The organism is Pseudomonas sp. MYb118, assembly GCF_040947875.1.
Classification (GTDB): domain Bacteria; phylum Pseudomonadota; class Gammaproteobacteria; order Pseudomonadales; family Pseudomonadaceae; genus Aquipseudomonas.
In genome coordinates this window covers 15,853-36,373 of sequence record NZ_JBFRXN010000001.1, presented here as the reverse complement: position 1 = coordinate 36,373, position 20,521 = coordinate 15,853, and the positions used below count along the sequence as shown (strand labels likewise).

The 20,521-nt window shown below is 61.8% G+C and carries 22 protein-coding genes; 2 read left to right on the top strand and 20 right to left on the bottom strand.

The window, feature by feature from the left end; genetic code table 11:
- Positions 1-23: 23 nt before the first annotated feature.
- Both ABVN20_RS00185 and ABVN20_RS00180 read left to right on the top strand, forming a co-directional pair.
- The gene (locus ABVN20_RS00185; RefSeq protein WP_368553098.1) at positions 24-1,598 is read left to right on the top strand and encodes a flagellar hook-length control protein FliK; all 1,575 of its coding nucleotides are present in this window, start codon (positions 24-26) and stop codon (positions 1,596-1,598) included.
- Positions 1,595-1,924 (top strand): EscU/YscU/HrcU family type III secretion system export apparatus switch protein, encoded by a 330-nt coding sequence (locus ABVN20_RS00180; RefSeq protein WP_368553097.1) that lies wholly within the window; start codon positions 1,595-1,597, stop codon positions 1,922-1,924. The genes ABVN20_RS00185 and ABVN20_RS00180 overlap by 4 nt, the downstream gene beginning before the upstream one ends.
- 143 nt (positions 1,925-2,067) lie before the next feature.
- Here the strand turns inward: ABVN20_RS00180 and ABVN20_RS00175 are convergent, their stop codons facing one another.
- The 20 genes from ABVN20_RS00175 to fliN all read right to left on the bottom strand — a co-directional run bounded on the left by ABVN20_RS00175 (position 2,068) and on the right by fliN (position 20,471).
- Positions 2,068-2,460, bottom strand: a complete 393-nt coding sequence (locus ABVN20_RS00175) for a DUF2802 domain-containing protein (RefSeq protein ID WP_368553095.1) — start codon at positions 2,458-2,460, stop codon at positions 2,068-2,070.
- Positions 2,461-2,946 (bottom strand): chemotaxis protein CheW, encoded by a 486-nt coding sequence (locus ABVN20_RS00170; RefSeq protein WP_368553094.1) that lies wholly within the window; start codon positions 2,944-2,946, stop codon positions 2,461-2,463.
- A 54-nt stretch (positions 2,947-3,000) separates the two neighbouring features.
- Complete coding sequence (locus ABVN20_RS00165) at positions 3,001-3,906, bottom strand: CheW domain-containing protein (RefSeq protein ID WP_368553093.1); 906 nt, start codon at positions 3,904-3,906, stop codon at positions 3,001-3,003.
- A gap of 1 nt (position 3,907) precedes the next feature.
- A complete protein-coding gene (locus ABVN20_RS00160; protein ID WP_368553092.1) occupies positions 3,908-4,696 on the bottom strand; it encodes a ParA family protein in 789 nt (262 codons plus the stop codon).
- A 43-nt stretch (positions 4,697-4,739) separates the two neighbouring features.
- Positions 4,740-5,630 carry a flagellar motor protein MotD gene (gene motD / locus ABVN20_RS00155; RefSeq protein ID WP_368553090.1) on the bottom strand — a complete coding sequence of 297 codons (891 nt, stop codon included), beginning with the start codon at positions 5,628-5,630 and terminating at the stop codon, positions 4,740-4,742.
- A 15-nt stretch (positions 5,631-5,645) separates the two neighbouring features.
- The gene (locus ABVN20_RS00150) at positions 5,646-6,386 is read right to left on the bottom strand and encodes a flagellar motor protein (RefSeq protein ID WP_368553088.1); all 741 of its coding nucleotides are present in this window, start codon (positions 6,384-6,386) and stop codon (positions 5,646-5,648) included.
- Complete coding sequence (locus tag ABVN20_RS00145) at positions 6,386-7,516, bottom strand: chemotaxis response regulator protein-glutamate methylesterase (RefSeq protein WP_368553086.1); 1,131 nt, start codon at positions 7,514-7,516, stop codon at positions 6,386-6,388. The genes ABVN20_RS00150 and ABVN20_RS00145 overlap by 1 nt, the downstream gene beginning before the upstream one ends.
- Positions 7,517-7,566: 50 nt before the next feature.
- The gene (locus ABVN20_RS00140) at positions 7,567-9,840 is read right to left on the bottom strand and encodes a chemotaxis protein CheA (RefSeq protein WP_368553084.1); all 2,274 of its coding nucleotides are present in this window, start codon (positions 9,838-9,840) and stop codon (positions 7,567-7,569) included.
- Between the two features lie 54 nt (positions 9,841-9,894).
- Positions 9,895-10,683: a protein phosphatase CheZ gene (locus tag ABVN20_RS00135; protein WP_368553083.1), complete on the bottom strand. Its 789-nt coding sequence runs from the start codon at positions 10,681-10,683 to the stop codon at positions 9,895-9,897.
- A 22-nt stretch (positions 10,684-10,705) separates the two neighbouring features.
- The gene (locus ABVN20_RS00130) at positions 10,706-11,077 is read right to left on the bottom strand and encodes a chemotaxis response regulator CheY (RefSeq protein ID WP_003183998.1); all 372 of its coding nucleotides are present in this window, start codon (positions 11,075-11,077) and stop codon (positions 10,706-10,708) included.
- A gap of 167 nt (positions 11,078-11,244) precedes the next feature.
- Positions 11,245-11,985 carry an RNA polymerase sigma factor FliA gene (gene fliA, locus ABVN20_RS00125; protein ID WP_007894214.1) on the bottom strand — a complete coding sequence of 247 codons (741 nt, stop codon included), beginning with the start codon at positions 11,983-11,985 and terminating at the stop codon, positions 11,245-11,247.
- Positions 11,982-12,812: a flagellar synthesis regulator FleN gene (fleN, locus tag ABVN20_RS00120; protein WP_008001746.1), complete on the bottom strand. Its 831-nt coding sequence runs from the start codon at positions 12,810-12,812 to the stop codon at positions 11,982-11,984. Before fleN ends, fliA begins: the two co-directional genes overlap by 4 nt.
- Before the next feature lie 110 nt (positions 12,813-12,922).
- Positions 12,923-14,251: a flagellar biosynthesis protein FlhF gene (flhF, locus tag ABVN20_RS00115; RefSeq protein WP_368553078.1), complete on the bottom strand. Its 1,329-nt coding sequence runs from the start codon at positions 14,249-14,251 to the stop codon at positions 12,923-12,925.
- 11 nt (positions 14,252-14,262) lie between these two features.
- On the bottom strand, positions 14,263-16,392 hold the full coding sequence (gene flhA, locus ABVN20_RS00110) for a flagellar biosynthesis protein FlhA (RefSeq protein WP_368553076.1): 2,130 nt from the start codon (positions 16,390-16,392) through the stop codon (positions 14,263-14,265).
- Positions 16,393-16,609: 217 nt separating this feature from the next.
- The gene (gene flhB, locus ABVN20_RS00105) at positions 16,610-17,749 is read right to left on the bottom strand and encodes a flagellar biosynthesis protein FlhB (protein WP_368553074.1); all 1,140 of its coding nucleotides are present in this window, start codon (positions 17,747-17,749) and stop codon (positions 16,610-16,612) included.
- A 3-nt stretch (positions 17,750-17,752) separates the two neighbouring features.
- Positions 17,753-18,538, bottom strand: coding sequence for a flagellar biosynthetic protein FliR (fliR, locus tag ABVN20_RS00100; protein ID WP_368553072.1), 786 nt, complete (start codon positions 18,536-18,538; stop codon positions 17,753-17,755).
- A gap of 3 nt (positions 18,539-18,541) precedes the next feature.
- Complete coding sequence (fliQ, locus tag ABVN20_RS00095; protein WP_008077662.1) at positions 18,542-18,811, bottom strand: flagellar biosynthesis protein FliQ; 270 nt, start codon at positions 18,809-18,811, stop codon at positions 18,542-18,544.
- Complete coding sequence (fliP, locus tag ABVN20_RS00090; protein ID WP_368553070.1) at positions 18,808-19,566, bottom strand: flagellar type III secretion system pore protein FliP; 759 nt, start codon at positions 19,564-19,566, stop codon at positions 18,808-18,810. The genes fliQ and fliP overlap by 4 nt, the downstream gene beginning before the upstream one ends.
- Entirely contained in the window at positions 19,566-20,012 is a 447-nt protein-coding gene (fliO, locus tag ABVN20_RS00085; RefSeq protein ID WP_368553068.1) for a flagellar biosynthetic protein FliO, read from the bottom strand. Before fliO ends, fliP begins: the two co-directional genes overlap by 1 nt.
- Positions 20,013-20,471, bottom strand: a complete 459-nt coding sequence (fliN, locus tag ABVN20_RS00080; protein ID WP_368553067.1) for a flagellar motor switch protein FliN — start codon at positions 20,469-20,471, stop codon at positions 20,013-20,015.
- Positions 20,472-20,521 lie beyond the last annotated feature (50 nt).

Here is a 20,521-nt window from a genome sequence, read left to right as displayed (position 1 = left end):
ATTTCCTCAGGTTGTGACCGCGTATGACAGGCGAAATGAACATCCTCCCGCTCCCGCAGCCCACCTCGGCGACCTCACGCCCGCTGGTGGTCAGTGGTGAACTGCTCAAGTTGCTGACGCCGATCGAAGGCCTGATCACAGCCGGGCAGTCGGCCAGGGCCGAAGTGCTGTCGCTCAAGCAGGCGGACCAGACCTTTCAGTTGCTGCTCAAGGTCACCCTTGAAAGTGGCCGGCAGACCACCGTCCAGGCCACCAGCAGCCAGCCCCTGCCCCAGGGGACGTACCTGGCGATCACCCAGCCCTCGGCGGGCAACCTGGCCGTCACGGTGCAGCAGGCGATCGCCTCCAGCGTGGCCGCCCTCACCCGCATCGACACGGCCCAATTGCCCGTGGGCACGCTGTTGCAGGGCAAGGTACTGACCGCCCAGGTGCTGCCGCAGGTGCCGGGTCAGCCGACGGTCTTCCGTTCACTGGTGAGCCTGCTCAACACCGCGTTGAGCGGCAAGACGCTGACCATCGACAGCCCGACGCCGTTGCGCATTGGCACGTTGCTCAGCGCCCAGGTGCAAGACAGCCAGACCCTGAAATTCGTCCCCCTGAGCAGCCGCCACGAACAACTGGCGGTCACCCAGCAGTTGGCCAGCCAACAGAGCCGCCAGGGCTCGCTGGACGGCTTGCTCAAACTGTTGCAGAACCTGCCGGCGTCCGACCAGACCTCCAGCGACTTGCGGGCCGCGGTGAACAAGCTGCTCGCCGGCCTGCCGGACGTGCAGCAGCTGAGTACGCCCAAAGGCCTGGCGCTGGCCCTGGCCGGCAGCGGTGCCTTCCTCGAATCGAAACTGCTGGGTGGCCAGAACCCGGCCCTGGCACCCGACATGAAAGGTGACCTGCTCCGGTTGATCGCACAGGTCAGCCAGGGGTTGCCGGCCAACACCAGCCTGGGCGCGATCATTGCCGCCAACACCCTGGCCCAGGCCATGCCGAGCTTCGTGCGCAATGCCCTGGGCATGCTCGGCCAGGTCAGCGCCAAGCCGTCGCCGACCAGTTTCCCCATCCCCGAACGCCTGTTGCAGAGCGCTGAAGGCGAAGGCGATCTGGAACATCTGCTGCGCCTGGCTGCCGCAGCGGTTTCGCGCCTGCAAAGCCATCAGTTGTCGAGCCTGGAGCAGACCGGCGTGACCAGCGATGGCCGCCTGATGAGCACCTGGCAGCTGGAAATCCCGATGCGCAACATGCAGGACATCGTGCCGTTGCAGGTCAAGTTTCAGCGCGAGGATGCGCCGGAGAAAGAACAACCCCAGGAACGTCGTGACGAACGCGAACCCAAACAGCAATTATGGCGCGTCGACCTGGCGTTCGACATGGAACCGCTGGGGCCGCTGCAAGTCCAGGCGCAACTGATTGCCGGCAGCCTGTCCAGCCAGCTTTGGGCCGAACGCCCGTATACCGCCAGCCTGATCGAAAGCAACCTGGCTGCGCTGCGCCAGCGCCTGCTGGACTCGGGCCTCAATGTCGGCGATTTCGATTGCCACCAGGGCACACCACCCCAAGGGCCGCAAACCCGTCTGGAACAACGCTGGGTCGATGAAACCGCATGAATGACACCACCACCCCACGCCAGGCCATCGCCCTCAAGTACGACGGCAGACAGGCCCCGACCCTGACCGCCAAGGGTGACGAAGAGCTGGCCGAAGAAATCCTGCGGATCGCCCGCGACTACGAAGTGCCGATCTACGAAAACGCCGAATTGGTGAGATTGCTGGCGCGCCTGGAACTGGGGGACAGCATTCCGGAAGAGCTGTACCGCACGATCGCCGAGATCATTGCGTTTGCGTGGAACCTGAAGGGCAAGTTCCCTGAGGGGCACGACCCGGAAGCGCCGATGGTCGAGAAGGATGTGACCGAGCGTGGGGATGATTACTGAGGTATTGCAGATTTCTGTGGGAGCGGGCTTGCTCGCGAAAGCGGTTCAACAGTCACACCCATGCTGGATGTGCCGACGCCTTCGCGAGCAAGCCCGCTCCCACATTTGATCTTCATCGCCTGATTGCAGGGGTGTGCCTGTAATCAGCTTCTGTGCAACTTGCTCATCAACTCCGCCTCAGCCTGGGTCAGGCCGCAGGACTGGGTGAGTTCGTCGACGCTCGCACCCATGCCCACCAGTCGTGCCGCCTGGGCGAACGACAGGCTTGAGGGGTCGCGCTGCTCGAGCTGGGCCAGTTTGTCCGGCAGGGGCGCGACGACCGCGCGCAGCTCATGCAGGTCTTCACCCATGCGCACGTTGCCGCTCTGGTAGTTCTCAACCAGCCTGGCCAGTTCCTTGATGCGCTGATCGCGCAGCGCATCGCCCTGGGCCTGTTGCGCGGCGATCTGCCGCTGACCACGAATGTACGCCAGGAACATTGCCAGCGTGCCTGCCCAGAAAAGGAACAGGACAATGACCGCAACCTCGAGAATCAATCAGATATTCTCCAGTTCCGACCATTCCTCTTCGCTCATCATCTTGTCCAGTTCGACCAGGATCAGCAGCTCGTTGTTCTTGTTGCACACGCCTTGAATGAACTTGGCGGATTCTTCGTTACCGACGTTCGGTGCGGTTTCGATCTCCGACTGACGCAGGTAAACCACTTCGGCCACGCTGTCGACCATGATGCCAACCACTTGCTTGTCGGCTTCGATGATGACGATCCGGGTGTTGTCGCTGATCTCGGCATTCATCAGGCCGAAGCGCTGACGGGTGTCGATCACGGTCACCACGTTGCCGCGCAGGTTGATGATGCCCAGCACGTAGCTTGGCGCACCCGGAACCGGGGCGATCTCGGTGTAACGCAGGACTTCCTGAACGCGCATCACGTTGATGCCGTAGGTTTCATTGTCCAGCTTGAAGGTTACCCATTGCAGGATCGGATCTTCGGAACCCTTTGCAGTCGACGCCTTATCATTCATACCCTGACCCCTCGAAAAACCGCCCTGGCGGTGTGTGTTCGGTGCGACGGCAACTTATTTGCCGTCGCGTGTTTTTATGTTGGTTTGTGCAGCCGGCTTGCTGGCGCCCATGTGTTTCGCTCCGCCACTGGCAATCAGCTCCGCCAGCGCGGCCACGTCGAGCAACGCACACATGTGTTCAATGACCGTGCCTGCCAGCCACGGCCGCTGGCCACGATGCGTGCGCCATTTGATTTCGTTCGGGTCCAGGCGCAACGAGCGACTGACCTGATGCACCGCCAGCCCCCACTCGTAGCCCTGCACCGAAATAACGTATTGCAGGCCCTGGCGGAAGTCGTCGCGATACCGGTCCGGCATGACCCAACGGGCGGTATCGAGCACTTTCAGGTTGCCCGCCTGGCTCGGCAGAATCCCGAGGAACCACTCCGGCTGGCCGAACAACGGCGTCAGCTCCTGGCCGGCCAATGAATAAATCGAACCCAGGCACACCAGCGGCACGGCCAGGGTCAACCCGGCGACATCGAACAACAGGCATTCGAACGGCTCGGCGGCCCAGGTGGGACGATCGTCGGTCTCCACCGGTGGCGGCGTATTGCTCGGCGGCAGATGCACTTCGACGACCGGCGGCACCAAGGCTTGCAGCAGGGGTGCGATGGTCGATACCGGAGCCAATACCGGGGCGGGCGCATCGGCCAGCGCCACCGGGGCTTTCACCACAGGGGCGGCGACCGGCGCAGCGACTGGTGTGGCGGCGGGTCGCTCGACTGCCTTGTGCGCGTCACGCGCCTGCTCTTCCAGCACCGCGGCCTGGAATTCGTCCAGGGCGGCCTCGACCTCGACCACCGTGGCAATCACTTCATCTTCTGCGGACAGCTCTTCTGTCGCGTCCATCAGCAGATTGTCCAGATAGGACTGCAGTGCCAGTTGCGGACGGGACGTCACTTTGACCGGGCGATTCATCTCACGCCACCTGCGCCACGGACTGCTGTGCCAGCAGTTGCTTGAGCAACGCACGGTAGGCCATGACGCCTCGGCTCTTGCCGTCGAATTGCGAAGGGGTGACGCCCGCACGGCTGGCATCGCGCAAGCGCGTATCGACCGGAATGTAGCCCTGCCAGATTTCGTCCGGGTACTTGTCACGCAAGACGCGCAAGGTGCCGAGGGACGCCTGGGTGCGCCGGTCGAACAGGGTCGGCACGATGTTGAAAGCCAGCGGCTGTTTGCGCGAGCGGTTGACCATCGCCAGGGTGTTGACCATCCGCTCCAGGCCTTTGACCGCCAGATGCTCGGTCTGTACCGGGATGACCAGTTGCTGACTGGCCGCCAGGGCATTGACCATCAGCACGCCGAGCAACGGCGGGCTGTCGATCACCGCGTAATCGAAGTCCTGCCACAGTTGCGCAAGGCTCTTGGCGATCACCAGGCCCAGGCCGCTCTGCCCCGGCGACTGGCGCTCCAGAGTGGCGAGCGCGGTGCTCGACGGCAACAGGGAAATGCTCGCGTGGCTGGTGGGTAACAGCAACTGACCGGGCAGGCCTTGCGGCACGCTGCCCTTGTGCAGGAACAGGTCGTAGCTGCTGTGCTCCAGGCTGTCCGGGTCGTAACCGAAATAGCTGGTCATCGAGCCGTGGGGGTCGAGGTCGACCACGACCACGCGCTTGCCCGCATCAGCCAGCAACCCGGCTAACGCGATGGAGGAAGTGGTTTTACCAACACCACCCTTTTGATTGGCAACTGCCCAGACTCTCATTCGAAATGTTCCTCCCGGCCGCACCGGTCGACCGAGAAATAGCTCAACGTGTTAATACGGGTGACGGAGAATTGACGGAGCTCTCACGTACCGGCGGTTTGACCGGTGCCGGTGCAGTTTGTGTGCCAGCACGCTTCAACGCTGCGTCCGGTTGCGCATTGGCGCTTCCGGTGCCGGTCAGGCTGCGGCGCACATCGAGATTACGTGACACCACCAGCACCACGCGGCGGTTACGCGCCCTGCCCTCTGCCGTGGCGTTGTTGGCCACAGGCTGGAATTCGCCATAACCCACCGAAGCCATCCGCCCCGGATTGACGCCCTGCATCGCCAGCATGCGCACAATGCTCGCCGAACGCGCCGAGGACAGCTCCCAGTTGGTCGGGTACTGCGCGGTACGGATCGGCTGGTCGTCGGTAAAGCCTTCGACGTGAATCGGGTTGTCGAACGGTTTCAGGATCGCCGCGACCTTGTCGATGATGTTGAACGCGACGTCGCTGGGCATCGCATCGCCACTGCCGAACAGCAGGCTGGAGTTGAGTTCGATCTCGACCCACAGCTCATTGCCGCGCACGGTCATCTGATTGGAACTGATCAGGTCGCCGAACGCCGCACTGATGTCATCGGCAATGCTTTTCAAAGGATCACTGGTGCCAGCGATCCCGGCGTCGACCTGGTCACTGTCCTTGACCAGCGGTTTGGCCGGGGTCACGGTCTTGGGACGCTCATCACCGATGGGGATCGGCTTGAGCGAACGATCCGCATCGGTGAACACGCCGACCAGCGCCTGCGAGATGATCTTGTACTTGCCTTCGTTGATCGAGGAAATCGAGTACATGACCACGAAAAAGGCGAACAGCAGGGTAATGAAGTCGGCGTAGGAAACCAGCCAACGTTCATGGTTCACATGCTCTTCATGTTGTCGGCGACGCGCCATGCTCCATTACCCCCATCAGTCCATGAAGCCCTGGAGCTTCAACTCGATAGAGCGAGGGTTTTCACCTTCGGCGATCGACAGAATGCCTTCCAGCAACATCTCGCGATAACGCGACTGACGCAGCGCAACGGATTTGAGTTTGGCGGCGATCGGCAGCAACACCAGGTTGGCGCTGGCCACCCCGTAGATGGTGGCGACGAACGCCACGGCGATGCCGCTACCCAGGTTCGCCGGATCTGCCAGGTTGCCCATGACGTGAATCAGGCCCATGACCGCGCCGATGATGCCGATGGTCGGCGCATAGCCGCCCATGCTTTCGAAAACCTTGGCGGCTTCGATGTCGCGGGCTTCCTGGGTGTAGAAATCCACTTCCAGGATGCTGCGGATCGCTTCCGGCTCGGCACCGTCGACCAGCAGTTGCAGGCCTTTGCGCGAGTAGCTGTCGGGTTCGGCGTCGGCCACCCCTTCTAGACCCAGCAGGCCTTCCTTGCGAGCGGTCAGGCTCCAGTTCACCACGCGATCAATGCCGCCGGCCAGGTCCACGCGCGGCGGGAACAGGATCCAGCCGAGAATCTGCATGGCGCGCTTGAAGGCGCTCATGGGCGACTGCAGCAGCGCCGCGCCGATGGTGCCACCGAGCACGATGAGTGCCGCTGGGCCGTTGGCCAGGGCGCCGAGGTGCCCGCCTTCGAGGAAGTTGCCGCCAATGATGGCGACAAACGCCATGATGATCCCGATCAGACTGAGAACGTCCATCAGACACACGCCTCGACCAGGTGCCGACCTATATCGTCGAGGCCATAGACCGCGTCGGCGAGTTCAGCTTTGACGATGGCCATCGGCATGCCGTAGATCACACAGCTGGCTTCATCCTGGGCCCAGATCGAACTGCCGCTCTGCTTGAGCAGGCGCGCGCCTTCACGACCGTCCGCGCCCATGCCGGTCAAGACCACCGCCAGAACTTTGTCACCGTAGGATTTGGCCGCCGAACCGAAGGTAATGTCCACGCACGGCTTGTAGTTCAGACGCTCGTCGCCCGGCAGGATTTTCACCGCGCCACGGCCGTCGATCATCATCTGCTTGCCACCCGGAGCCAGCAGCGCCAGGCCCGGACGCAGGATATCGCCATCCTCGGCTTCCTTGACGCTGATGCGGCACAGCTTGTCCAGGCGTTCGGCGAACGCCTTGGTGAAGGCCGCCGGCATGTGCTGGATCAGGACGATGGGGGCCGGGAAGTTGGCCGGCAGTTGGGTCAATACGCGCTGCAGGGCAACCGGGCCGCCCGTGGATGTACCGATGGCCACCAGTTTGTAGGATTTGCGTTTCGGCGCAGGCGAAGACGGCGCGTGAGCTGGCGCATGCGCCGGTGCGCGGGAAGGCGCGACGGCGGCACGGGCAGGCGCACTGCTGCCATGGCTGGCGCTGGCGGACGACGCGGACGTCGGGGCCGGCGACGGAGCCGGCGTACTGTAGGCGCTGACGCGACGATTGCTGCGCGAAATGCTGAGGATCTTCTCGCACAGCAGTTGCTTGACCTTCTCGGGGTTACGCGAGATGTCTTCGAAATTCTTTGGCAGGAAATCCACCGCGCCGGCATCCAGCGCATCCAGGGTCACCCGGGCGCCTTCGTGCGTCAGCGAAGAGAACATCAACACCGGAGTCGGGCAGCGCTGCATGATGTGCCGCACCGCCGTGATGCCGTCCATCATCGGCATCTCGTAGTCCATGGTGATCACGTCCGGCTTGAGGGCCAGGGCCTGATCAATCGCCTCTTTGCCGTTGGTCGCCGTACCGACGACCTGGATATTGGAATCCGCAGAAAGAATTTCCGAGACGCGGCGGCGGAAAAACCCCGAATCGTCCACCACCAGGACTTTGACTACCATAAACACTCCATTAGGCGGGAGCGAGGCGCTGTCGCCCCGCTCCCCCTGAATCAAATACGCCGTGCGGCGTAACGCTTGAGCATGCTCGGAACATCGAGAATCAGTGCGATGCGGCCGTCACCGGTGATGGTGGCGCCCGACATGCCCGGGGTTCCCTGGAGCATTTTGCCCAATGGCTTGATGACCACTTCTTCCTGGCCCACCAGTTGATCGACGACGAAGCCGATCCGCTGGGTGCCTACCGAGAGGATCACCACATGGCCTTCGCGCTGCTCTTCGTGAGCGGCGGAGCTGACCAGCCAGCGCTTGAGGTAGAACAATGGCAGCGCCTTGTCCCGCACGATCACCACTTCCTGGCCATCCACCACGTTGGTGGTCGACAGGTCGAGGTGGAAGATCTCGTTGACGTTCACCAGCGGGAACGCGAACGCCTGGTTGCCGAGCATGACCATCAGCGTCGGCATGATCGCCAGGGTCAACGGCACCTTGATGACGATCTTCGAGCCCTGGCCCTTGGTCGAGTAGATGTTGATCGAACCGTTGAGCTGGGAAATCTTGGTTTTCACCACGTCCATGCCCACGCCACGACCCGACACGTCGGAGATCTCGGTCTTGGTCGAGAACCCCGGGGCGAAAATCAGGTTGTAGCACTCGGTGTCGCTCAGGCGGTCAGCCGCATCCTTGTCCATCACCCCGCGTTTAACCGCGATGGCACGCAGGACGTTCGGGTCCATGCCCTTGCCGTCGTCGGAGATCGACAGCAGGATGTGGTCGCCTTCCTGCTCGGCGGCGAGGACGACCTTGCCACCACGGGCCTTGCCCGATGCTTCGCGTTCTTCCGGCGACTCGATACCGTGGTCGACGGCGTTGCGCACCAAGTGGACCAGCGGATCGGCCAGGGCTTCGACGAGGTTCTTGTCGAGGTCGGTCTCTTCACCGACCAGCTCCAGGTTGATCTCTTTCTTGAGCTGGCGAGCCAGGTCACGAACCAGGCGCGGGAAGCGCCCGAAGACTTTCTTGATCGGCTGCATCCGGGTCTTCATGACCGCGGTCTGCAAGTCGGCCGTCACCACGTCGAGGTTCGACACGGCCTTGGACATGGCTTCATCGGCGCTGTTGGCACCCAGGCGCACCAGGCGGTTACGCACCAGCACCAGTTCGCCGACCATGTTCATGATTTCGTCCAGGCGTGCGGTGTCGACCCGTACGGTGGTCTCCGCTTCGCTCGCCGGTTTTTCCGCAGGCGCGGCAGCCGGGGCACGGGCCGCAGCGGGTGCCGGTGCAGCGGCCGGTTTTGCGGCGGCGGCAGGCTTGGGCGTCTCGGCCTTGGCTTCCGGTGCCTTGGCAGCCGCAGCCGGAGCCTTGGCGACCGGCGCTGCAACCGAAGACACTACGGCACCGCTGTTCACATCGGTGAACTTGCCTTTGCCGTGCAGATCGTCGAGCAGCGATTCGAATTCGTGATCGGTGATCAGGTCGCTGCCCGCAGCGGCGGCGTCTGGCGCAACCGGGGTCGGAACCGACGCGATGGCCGATTCCAGTGCGTCGACGGCAAAGTTGCCCTTGCCGTGCAACTGATCGAGCAGTGCCTCGAATTCGTCGTCAGTGATATCGGAGCTGTCGCCCGGCTCTTTCGGTGCCGCAGCGGCCGCCGGTGCGGCTGGCGCTGCACCCACGGCGTCGGCAGCGAACTGCCCCTTGCCATGCAGTTGGTCGAGCAAGGACTCGAACTCGGCATCGGTGATTTCATCACTGGCCACGTCGGTCGCTTCGGAGGCGGCAGCCACTGGCGCCTCGGCCTCGGCCTTGACGGCGTTCAGCGAGTCCAGCAGTTGTTCGAATTCGTTGTCGGTAATGTCGCCCGACTCGGCTTCGGCGACCGGCGCTTGTGGTTCTTCCACCACTTGCGGCGCAGGCGCAGCTTCATCGGCCGATTGCGGCTCGGCCAGGCGGGCCAGGGCAGCGAGCAATTCGGGTGTGGCAGCCGTGATCGGGCTGCGGTCGCGGACTTCGCCGAACATGCTGTTCACCGAGTCCAGCGCTTCGAGAACCACGTCCATCAGTTCCGAGTCAACGCGACGCTCACCCTTGCGCAGGATGTCGAACACGTTCTCGGCGATGTGACAGCACTCCACCAGCTCATTGAGCTGGAGGAAGCCGGCGCCCCCTTTTACAGTGTGAAAACCGCGAAAAATTGCATTGAGCAAATCCGCATCATCAGGTCGGCTTTCCAGCTCGACCAGCTGCTCGGACAGTTGCTCTAGAATCTCGCCGGCCTCAACCAGGAAATCCTGAAGGATCTCTTCATCGGCGCCGAAGCTCATTAAGGGTGTGCTCCTAACAGGTCAAAAAACCCAAAAACCTAAAAACCTGAATATTTAGAAACCCAGGCTGGATAACAAATCGTCCACGTCGTCCTGGCCGGACACAACGTCTTCTCTTTTATCGGCATGAATCTGCGGACCTTCACCCTGAGAGAGATGTTTTTGTGGATCTTTTTCTGCAAGCATCGCTTCACGGTCATGTTCGATGCCCGCAAAGCGGTCCACCTGGCTGGCCATGAGTACGAGTTTGAGCAGGTTGGCTTCGACTTCCGTCACCAATTGCGTCACACGCTTGATCACCTGACCGGTCAGGTCCTGGTAATCCTGCGCGAGCAGGATGTCGTTGAGATTGCTCGACACTGCCCGGTTGTCCTTGCTGCTGCGTGCCAGAAAACCGTCGACACGCCGCGCCAGCTCGCGGAACTCTTCAGCCCCCACTTCGCGCCGCATGAACCGCCCCCAGTCGGTGCTCAGCGCCTGGGCTTCATCGCTCAGGCTGTTGACCAATGGTGTGGAGCTTTCGACCAGATCCATGGTGCGGTTGGCGGCAGCCTCTGTCAGCTTGACAACATAACCGAGGCGCTCGGTGGCATCCGTGATCTGGGACACCTCTTCGGCTTGCGGCATGTGCGGATCAATCTGGAAATTGACGATCGCGCTATGCAACTCGCGGGTGAGCTTGCCCACTTCCTGATACAGGCCACGGTCACGGGTCTGATTGAGCTCATGGATCAATTGCACCGCGTCGCCGAACTTGCCTTTTTCAAGGCTTTCGACCAGTTCGACCGCGTGTTTTTTCAGGGTCGACTCGAAGTCACCCAGTGAAGATTCTTTGTGGTCCATAGCTCCCCCGTGGCGCCGTGACTCAACCGATGCGTTCGAAAATCTTCTCGATTTTTTCTTTCAACGCCTGGGCCGTGAAGGGTTTGACCACATAGCCGTTTACACCGGCCTGGGCCGCTTCGATGATCTGCTCGCGCTTGGCTTCGGCGGTCACCATCAGCACCGGCAGGTGCTTGAGCTTTTCATCGGCGCGCACGTGGCGCAGCAGATCAATGCCGGTCATGCCAGGCATGTTCCAGTCGGTTACCAGAAAGTCGATGCTTCCGCTGTTGAGGACCGGAATGGCGGTGGTGCCATCGTCGGCCTCGACCGTGTTGGTGAACCCAAGGTCACGCAACAGGTTCTTAATGATCCGCCGCATCGTTGAGAAGTCATCAACGATGAGGATTTTCATGTTCTTGTCCAATTCGACCTCCAAGCAGTCTTAAACGCGCCCAGCACCTGGACGCGCCATTTCAATCAATTTGGCAAAGCACTCAATGACTGTCTGGAGCACAACAGATCGAGACCGGTGCGGTTCAACACCACACCAGCCACGTTCGCAGTGTCCCCACACTGCCTTCAGCGCGCTCGCCACTCCCCCAAACGCCCCCGCAAACGGGCTGCGCACTGGCTATGTAACTGGCTGACCCGAGATTCGCTGACTCCCAGGACCTCACCGATTTCCTTGAGATTCAACTCTTCGTCGTAGTACAGCGCCAACACCAGTCGCTCGCGCTCCGGCAAATTGGCAATCGCGTCCGCCAGCGCCGCCTGGAAGCGTTCATCTTCCAGATCGCGTGACGGCTCGAGATGAGCACTCGCGCCATCCTCGTGCAGACCTTCGTGTTCGCCGTCCTGCAAAAGATCGTCGAAACTGAATAACCGGCTGCCCAGGGTGTCGTTCAAAATCCCGTAATAATCATCGAGACTCAATTGGAGTTCGGCCGCAACTTCGTGATCTTTAGCGTCACGGCCGGTTTTAGCTTCAATCGAGCGAATTGCGTCGCTGACCATGCGGGTATTGCGGTGGACCGAACGTGGCGCCCAGTCCCCCTTGCGCACTTCATCGAGCATGGCGCCGCGGATGCGGATGCCCGCGTACGTCTCGAAACTCGCGCCCTTGCTGGCGTCGTATTTGGTCGACACTTCCAGCAGGCCGATCATCCCGGCCTGGATCAGGTCTTCGACCTGCACACTGGCAGGCAGACGCGCCAGCAAGTGGTAGGCAATGCGTTTGACCAGGGGCGCGTAACGCTCGATCAGCTCGTACTGCGCGTCACGCGCCGACTTCTTGTAGAGGTTGTAACCGCTGGCTGTCATAGCACCGGTCCTGCCGTTTGTTGCACGAGACGCTCGACGAAAAATTCCAGATGCCCACGCGGGTTGGCGGGCAGTGGCCAGGTATCGACCTTTTGCGCGATAGCCTTGAAGGCCAGGGAGCACTTGGAACGCGGGAAAGCTTCATACACGGCGCGTTGCTTCTGCACAGCCTTGCGCACGCTTTCGTCGTAAGGCACGGCGCCCACGTATTGTAGGGCGACGTCAAGGAAACGATCCGTGACCTTTGTCAACTTGGCGAACAGGTTGCGCCCTTCCTGCGGGCTCTGGGCCATGTTGGCCAGGACGCGGAAGCGGTTCATGCCGTAATCGCGGTTGAGCAGCTTGATCAGGGCATAGGCGTCTGTGATCGAGGTCGGCTCGTCGCAGACCACCAGCAGGACTTCCTGGGCGGCGCGGACAAAACTGACTACCGAGTCACCAATACCCGCAGCGGTGTCGATCACCAGCACATCGAGGTTGTCGCCGATATCGCTGAACGCCTGGATCAGGCCGGCATGCTGGGCCGGGCTCAGGTGCACCATGCTCTGGGTGCCGGAAGCCGCCGGAACGATACGGATACCGCCAGGCCCTTGCAGCAATACGTCGCGCAGCTCACAGCGGCCTTCGATCACGTCGGCCAGGGTACGTTTGGGCGTCAGCCCCAGCAGAACGTCGACGTTCGCCAGCCCCAGATCGGCGTCCAGCAGCATGACGCGCCGGCCGAGCTCAGCTAGAGCCAGGGACAAGTTCACTGACACGTTAGTCTTGCCGACGCCACCTTTGCCGCCGGTCACCGCGATCACCTGTACGGGATGCATGCTGCCCATGTTATTTCTTTACCTTGTCTTGCATAGACGGAGGCCACATTACTGGCTGCGCGTTCTCAAAAGGAACAATGCATGGCAGACCATCGATGTAGGTACAAAAACTATTCACCTCAGCCGACCTGCTTGGACGGACTGTGGTAGATATCAGCGAACATGTCAGCCATGGCTTCTTCGCTGGGTTCTTCCTGCATTTGCACGCTGACGGCGCGACTGACCAGTTGATGACGACGCGGCAGATGCAGGTCATCCGGAATCCGCGGTCCATCGGTCAGGTAAGCCACCGGCAATTCATGACTGATTGCCAGGCTCAACACTTCGCCAAGACTTGCCGTTTCATCCAGTTTAGTCAGGATGCAGCCAGCCAGCCCGCAACGCTTGTAACTGTGATAAGCGGCAGTTAGAACCTGTTTCTGGCTAGTGGTTGCCAATACCAGGTAATTTTTTGCCCGGATGCCACGTCCCGCCAGGCTTTCGAGCTGCATGCGCAGGGCCGGATCGCTGGCCTGGAGGCCCGCAGTGTCGATCAGCACCACGCGTTTGCGCAGCAGTGGCTCCAGCGCCTGCACCAGGGACTGGCCCGGATCGACGTGGGTCACCGACACATTGAGAATCCGCCCAAGGGTCTTGAGCTGCTCCTGGGCACCGATGCGGTAGCTGTCCATGCTGACCAGGGCGATGCTCTGCGCGCCGTACTTGAGTACGTAGCGGGCCGCCAGCTTGGCCAGGGTGGTGGTCTTGCCCATGCCGGCCGGGCCGACCATGGCAATCACGCCCCCCTCTTCGAGCGGCTCGACGTCCGGCGTGGCGATCATCCGCGCCAGGTGCGCCAGCAGCATGCGCCAGGCCTGGCGAGGCTCTTCGACGTCGCTGATCATTTCCAGCAGATCACGCGACAACGGACCGGACAAACCGATGCGCTGCAAGCGACGCCAGAGGTTGGCCTGGGCCGGTGCGTTACCCTGCATCTGGCTCCAGGCCAGCGAGCCGAGCTGAACTTCCATCAGTTCGCGCAGGCTGTTGAGCTCCGAACGCATCGAATCCAGGGTCCGCGGGTCGACACCGGCCGGCGCGGGAGCCGGGGCCGGTGCGGCACGACGCGGTTCGCTGTAGGTCGGTTCGATCAGCGGCTCGGCAGCGGTGAGCGGCAGGCCGGCGAACAACTGGCGATTGGTCGAATGATCGCTCTCGCCTTCGCTGCGCAGGCTCAACTCGGCCTGGGCGGTGACGATCCGCGACTGGGTCTTGCGCAGCTCGTCCTCGAGTTCCATGTTGGGAACACGCGGGGCCAGCGCCGACAGCTTGTAATCCAGGGCTGCCGTCAGCTCGACACCACCGGCGATCCGGCGGTTGCCAATGATGGCGGCCTCAGCGCCCAATTCATCACGAACCAGTTTCATGGCCTGACGCATATCGGCGGCGAAAAAACGCTTAACTTGCATGAATCACTACCTCAGCCGTTGGGCCCTACTGTCGCAACGATGGTCACTTGCTTGTTGTCAGGAATTTCCTGATAAGCCAACACATGAATACCCGGGACCGCCAACCGGCCAAATCGCGACAACATCGCGCGGACCGGACCAGCCACCAGGAGAATGACCGGTTGACCTTGCATTTCCTGGCGCTGCGCCGCTTCGATCAACGAACGCTGCAGCTTCTCGGCCATGCTCGGCTCCAGCAGAACGCCCTCTTCCGAGCCTTGTCCTGCCTTCTGCAGACTATTGAGCAATATTTGTTCCAACCTTGGCTCCAGGGTGATGACTGGTAGCTCAGACTCAGTACCTACAATGCTTTGGACGATTGCGCGGGATACGCCGACGCGCACGGCCGCCACCAGCGCGGCGGTATCTTGACTCTTGGCGGCATTGTTCGCGATCGCCTCGGCAATGCTGCGAATATCGCGCACCGGCACCTGTTCGGCCAGCAAAGCCTGGAGCACCTTGAGCAATTGCGACAACGAGACGACGCCCGGCACCAGCTCTTCGGCCAGTTTCGGCGAGCCCTTGGCCAGCAATTGCATGAGTTGCTGCACTTCCTCGTGACCGATCAGCTCGCTGGAGTGCTTGTACAGAATCTGGTTCAAGTGGGTTGCCACCACGGTACTCGCATCGACCACCGTGTAACCCAGCGATTGCGCCTGCGCGCGCTGGCTGATTTCGATCCAGACCGCCTCCAGCCCGAAAGCCGGATCTTTGGCGGTGATGCCGTTGAGCGAGCCATAGACCTGGCCGGGGTTGATCGCCAGCTCGCGGTCCGGGTAAATCTCCGCTTCCGCCAGGATCACGCCCATCAGGGTCAGGCGATAGGCACTCGGCGCCAGGTCGAGGTTGTCACGGATGTGCACGGTCGGCATCAGGAAGCCCAGGTCCTGGGAGAGCTTCTTGCGCACGCCCTTGATCCGCGCCAGCAACTGACCACCCTGGTTGCGGTCCACCAGCGGAATCAGACGGTAGCCGACTTCCAGGCCGATCATGTCGATCGGCGTCACGTCATCCCAGCCAAGTTCCTTGGTTTCCATGGCCCGGGCCGGCGATGGCAGCAGTTCCTGTTGGCGCTTGACCTCTTGCAGGGCCTGCACCTTGGCGACGTTCTGCTTCCTCCAGAACAGGTAGGCGCCACCGGCAGCCAGGGCGGCCATGCTCAGGAAAGAAACGTGCGGCATGCCCGGCACCAGCCCCATCACCGCCATCAGGCCGGCAGCCACGGCCAGGGCCTTGGGCGAGGAGAACATCTGGCGATTGATCTGTTTGCCCATGTCTTCCGAACCGGAAGCACGGGTCACCATGATCGCCGCTGCTGTAGATAACAACAGTGATGGCAATTGCGCCACCAAACCGTCACCGATGGTCAACAGGGCGTAAACACGACCGGCATCACCGAAGGTCATGCCGTGCTGGAAGATACCGACCGCCATGCCGCCGATCAGGTTGATGAACAGAATCAGCAGGCCGGCGATGGCGTCACCGCGCACGAACTTGCTGGCACCGTCCATGGAGCCGTAGAACTCGGCTTCCTGGGCGACTTCGGCACGGCGAGCCTTGGCCTGGTTCTGGTCGATCAGGCCGGCGTTGAGGTCGGCGTCGATCGCCATCTGCTTGCCGGGCATCGCGTCGAGGGTGAAACGCGCGCTCACCTCGGAAATCCGCCCGGCACCCTTGGTCACCACGACGAAGTTGATGATCATCAAGATGGCGAAAACCACGATACCGACCACGTAGTTACCGCCGATCACCACTTCACCGAAGGCCTGGATCACCTTGCCCGCGGCGGCGTGACCGTCCTGGCCGTGGAGCATCACCACGCGCGTGGAGGCCACGTTCAACGCCAGTCGCAACAGCGTCGCCACCAGCAGGATGGTCGGGAACACCGCGAAATCCAAAGGCCGCAGGGCGTAGACGCACACCAGCAGAACCACGATCGACAGCGCGATGTTGAACGTGAAGAACACGTCCAGCAGGAACGGTGGCACCGGCAGCATCATCATGGCCAGCATGATCAGCAGCAACAGCGGCACGCCCAGATTGCCCCGGCTGAGGTCTGCCATGTTCGTGCGGGCACTGCTGAGTAACTGAGAGCGATCCACCGGTTTTCCCCGTTCCTTTAAAGCAAACTTTTGACGCCAGATGCAGGCGTACGGCGGGTACTGCAAGAAGCTTTCCAACTTTTGCAGAGGGCGGGAATAGAGGGGTTGCTGATACCTGTAGGAGCGAGCTTGCTCGCGATGATGGCGTGCCGGTCAATACATACGTCGCCTGACACATCGCATCGCGAGCAAGCTCGCTCCTACAGAGAGGGGGGGGTCAGGTATCGCGGCGCAAATCCGGCGGAATCGGCAGGTCGTCCTTCAACGGATCCGGACGCTTGCCCTTGCCTGCCTTGAACTGGCGAATCTGGTAGACGTACGCCAGCACCTGGGCGACCGCGAGGTACAGGCCGCCAGGAATTTCCTGTTCCAGTTCGGTGGAGTAATAGATCGAACGTGCCAGCGCCGGCGACTCCAGCATCAACACCTGGTTGGCCACGGCAATTTCACGGATTTTCAGGGCCAGGAAGTCGCTGCCCTTGGCCAGCAGTACCGGCGCGCTGCCTTTGTCCGGGTCGTATTTGAGAGCGACCGCGTAGTGCGTCGGGTTGGTGATGACCACGTCGGCTTCGGGAATCGCCGCCATCATGCGCCGCTGGGAAACTTCACGCTGCAACTGGCGAATCCGCTGCTTGACCTCCGGCTTGCCCTCCGCGTCCTTGTGTTCGTCGCGCACTTCCTGCTTGGTCATCAACAGCTTCTTGTGGCTTTCCCACAGCTGCACCGGCACGTCCACGGCCGCGATGACGATCAAGCCGCAAGACATCCACAAAGTGCTCCAGCCCACCACTTGCAGGCAATGGATGATGGCCATTTCCAGGGGCTCATGGGCGATGCGCAGCAGGTCGTCGATATCCGCCGACAACACGGTCAGCGCCACGATCAGCACGATCAGGAACTTCGCGAAAGCTTTGAGCAGCTCCACCAGCGCCTTGGGCGAAAACATCCGCTTGAGGCCCGCCAGGGGGTTCATCCGACTGAATTTCGGCGCCAGCGAGCCGGCCGCGAACAGCCAGCCACCGAGGGAAATCGGGCCGATCAGCGCCGCCAGCACCAGGGTGATCATGATCGGCTGGATGGCCAGCAAGGCGCTCAGGCCCGAGCTCATCAGGTAGGTGCTCATGGAACGCTGGTCGAGGATGACTTCCCGCGTCAGCGTGAAGTTCTGCCGCATCAACTCCATCAGCTCCTGGGCCAGCGCCCCGCCGAAAATCAGCAGCGCACAGGAACCGGCCAGCATGATCGCCAGGGTGTTGAGTTCCTTGGAGCGAGCAATTTCGCCCTTCTCCCGGGCGTCCTTTTTCTTTTTCTCCGTGGGGTCTTCTGTTTTGTCCTGCCCGCTTTCGCTCTCAGCCATGACTCAGCGCGCCTGTGCCAGTTCGCGTAAAAACTGCAAGGCCTCGGAGGCCAGCGGTTGATACTGATTGAGAATGTCCGCCAGGCCGACCCAGACAATGAACAGGCCAAGCACCAGGGTCAGGGGAAAACCGATGGAGAAAATGTTCAGCTGTGGCGCCGCGCGGGTCATGATGCCAAACGCGATGTTGACCACCAGCAGCGCGGTGATCGCCGGCAGCACCAGCACTAGCGCTGCGGCCAGCACCCAGCCGAGCTTGCCGGCCAGTTCCCAGAAGTGATTGACCATCAACCCACTGCCGACCGGCAAGGTGGTGAAGCTCTCGGTAAGCACTTCGAACACCACCAGATGGCCATTCATGGCCAGGAACATCAGCGTCACCAACATGGTGAAAAACTGCCCGATCACGGCCACGGACACCCCGTTGGTCGGGTCGACCATGGCCGCGAACGCCATCCCCATCTGCACGGCGACGATCTGCCCCGCCACCACGAAAGCATGGAAAAACAGCTGCATGGCGAACCCCAGCACCGCACCGACGAGAATTTGCTCGGCAATCAGCAGCAGGCCGCTCAAATCCAGCGGGTTGACCGCCGGCATCGGTGGCAGGGCAGGAACAATCGCCACCGTAATGGCCACGGTGAGATACAGGCGAATCCGCCGGGGAAGCAGGGTCGTACCGAACACCGGCATGACCATCAGCAGCGCGCCGACGCGAAACAGGGGCAACATGAACGTCGCCACCCAGGTACTGATCTGGGTATCGGTCAGTTGCAGCAGCGACGACATGGCTTAACCGATGACCATCGGAATGTTGTGGTACAGCTGGATGATGTATTCCATGAAGGTCTGCACCAGCCATGGGCCGGCCACGATCAGGGTCACCAGCATCACCAGCAGACGCGGCAGGAAGCTCAGGGTCTGTTCGTTGATTTGCGTAGCGGCCTGGAACATGGCCACCAGCAGGCCGACCAGCAGACTGGGAATCACCAGCACTGCGACCATCATGGTGGTCAGCCACAGGGCTTCACGGAAGATATCGACCGCAACTTCCGGCGTCATGGCGAGACACCGCCGAAGCTGCTCGCCAGGGTCCCGATGATCAACGCCCAGCCATCCACCAGCACGAACAGCATGATCTTGAACGGCAGGGAAATGATCAGCGGCGAGAGCATCATCATACCCATGGCCATCAGCACACTGGCCACGACCATGTCGATGATCAGAAACGGAATGAAGATCATGAAACCGATCTGGAACGCGGTTTTCAGCTCAGATGTGACGAACGCCGGCACCAGGATGGTCAGCGGCGCCTGATCCGGCGTGGCGATGTCCGTGCGCTTGGACAGGCGCATGAACAATTCCAGGTCGCTGGTGCGGGTCTGGGCGAGCATGAAGTCCTTGATCGGCACCTGGGCCTTGGCCACCGCGTCCTGCGCCGTGAGCTTTTCCGCCAGGTACGGCTGCAAGGCATCCTGGTTCACCCGGTCGAACACCGGCGCCATGATGAACAGGGTCAGAAACAGCGCCAGGCCAGTGAGGATCTGGTTCGACGGCGTCTGCTGCAGGCCCAGGGCCTGGCGCAGGATCGAGAAGACAATGATGATCCGGGTAAAGCTGGTCATCAGCACGACGAACGCCGGGATGAAGCTCAGCGCAGTCATGATCAGCAGGATCTGCAGGCTGACCGAATACTCCTGCGCGCCCTCGGCATTGGTGCCCAGGGTGATGGCCGGAATCGACAACGGATCCGCGGCGAAGGCCAACGGTGCAGCCAGCATCAGAGCCAGCGTCAAGACGATGCGTAGCGCACCCATTACTTCTTATCCTTCTGATCCTTGCCCATCAGCTCCATCAGACGCTGGGCAAACTCCGGGGTGGCTTTCTCGGTGGTCGGCACCTGCACCGGCTCCTTGAGCACATGCAACGCCGTGATAGTGCCGGGGCTCAACCCGAGCAGAATCTGCTCGTTGCCGACCTGTACCAGCATCAGACGGTCACGCGGGCCGAGCGCGCGCGAGCCGATCAGCTCGATCACCTGCCCCTTGCCGGCCGGTCCGGCCTGCTGCACGCGGCGCAACAACCAGGCGAGGAAGAAAATCAGCCCCAGCACCAGCAGCAGACCCAGCACCAGTTGCGTCAACTGCCCCGCCACACCGCTGCCGACAGCCGGCGCCGCGGCAGCAGCGCTTGCCACCGGCTCAGCCGCCAGCGCGCCCGTGGAAAGCGCCAGCAACAACCAGGAACCCAGAACCTTTTTCACTCAGCGCAGCTTCTTGATGCGTTCGCTTGGGCTGATCACGTCAGTCAGGCGGATGCCGAACTTCTCGTTGACCACCACCACTTCGCCGTGGGCGATCAACGTGCCGTTGACCAGCACGTCCAGCGGCTCACCGGCCAGTCGATCGAGTTCGATCACCGAGCCCTGGTTGAGTTGCAGCAGGTTGCGGATGTTGATGTCGGTGCTGCCGACTTCCATGGAAATCGACACCGGGATGTCGAGGATCACGTCCAGGTTCGGACCTTCCAGGCTCACCGGGTCGGTGTTTTTCGGCACGCTGCCGAATTCTTCCATCGGCAGGCGGTTGGACGACGAAGTGGCAGCGTCGGCAGCCAGCAATGCATTGATATCGGCCTGCCCGCCTTCACCGGTCTCTTCCAGGGCCGCAGCCCACTCATCGGCCAGTGCCTGGTCGTCCTGGGTATTCATTTCGTCAGCCATCTTGTGTCCTCGGCGGGCAACCCTGGTGAGCTGCCGTCAGTTAATCGCGA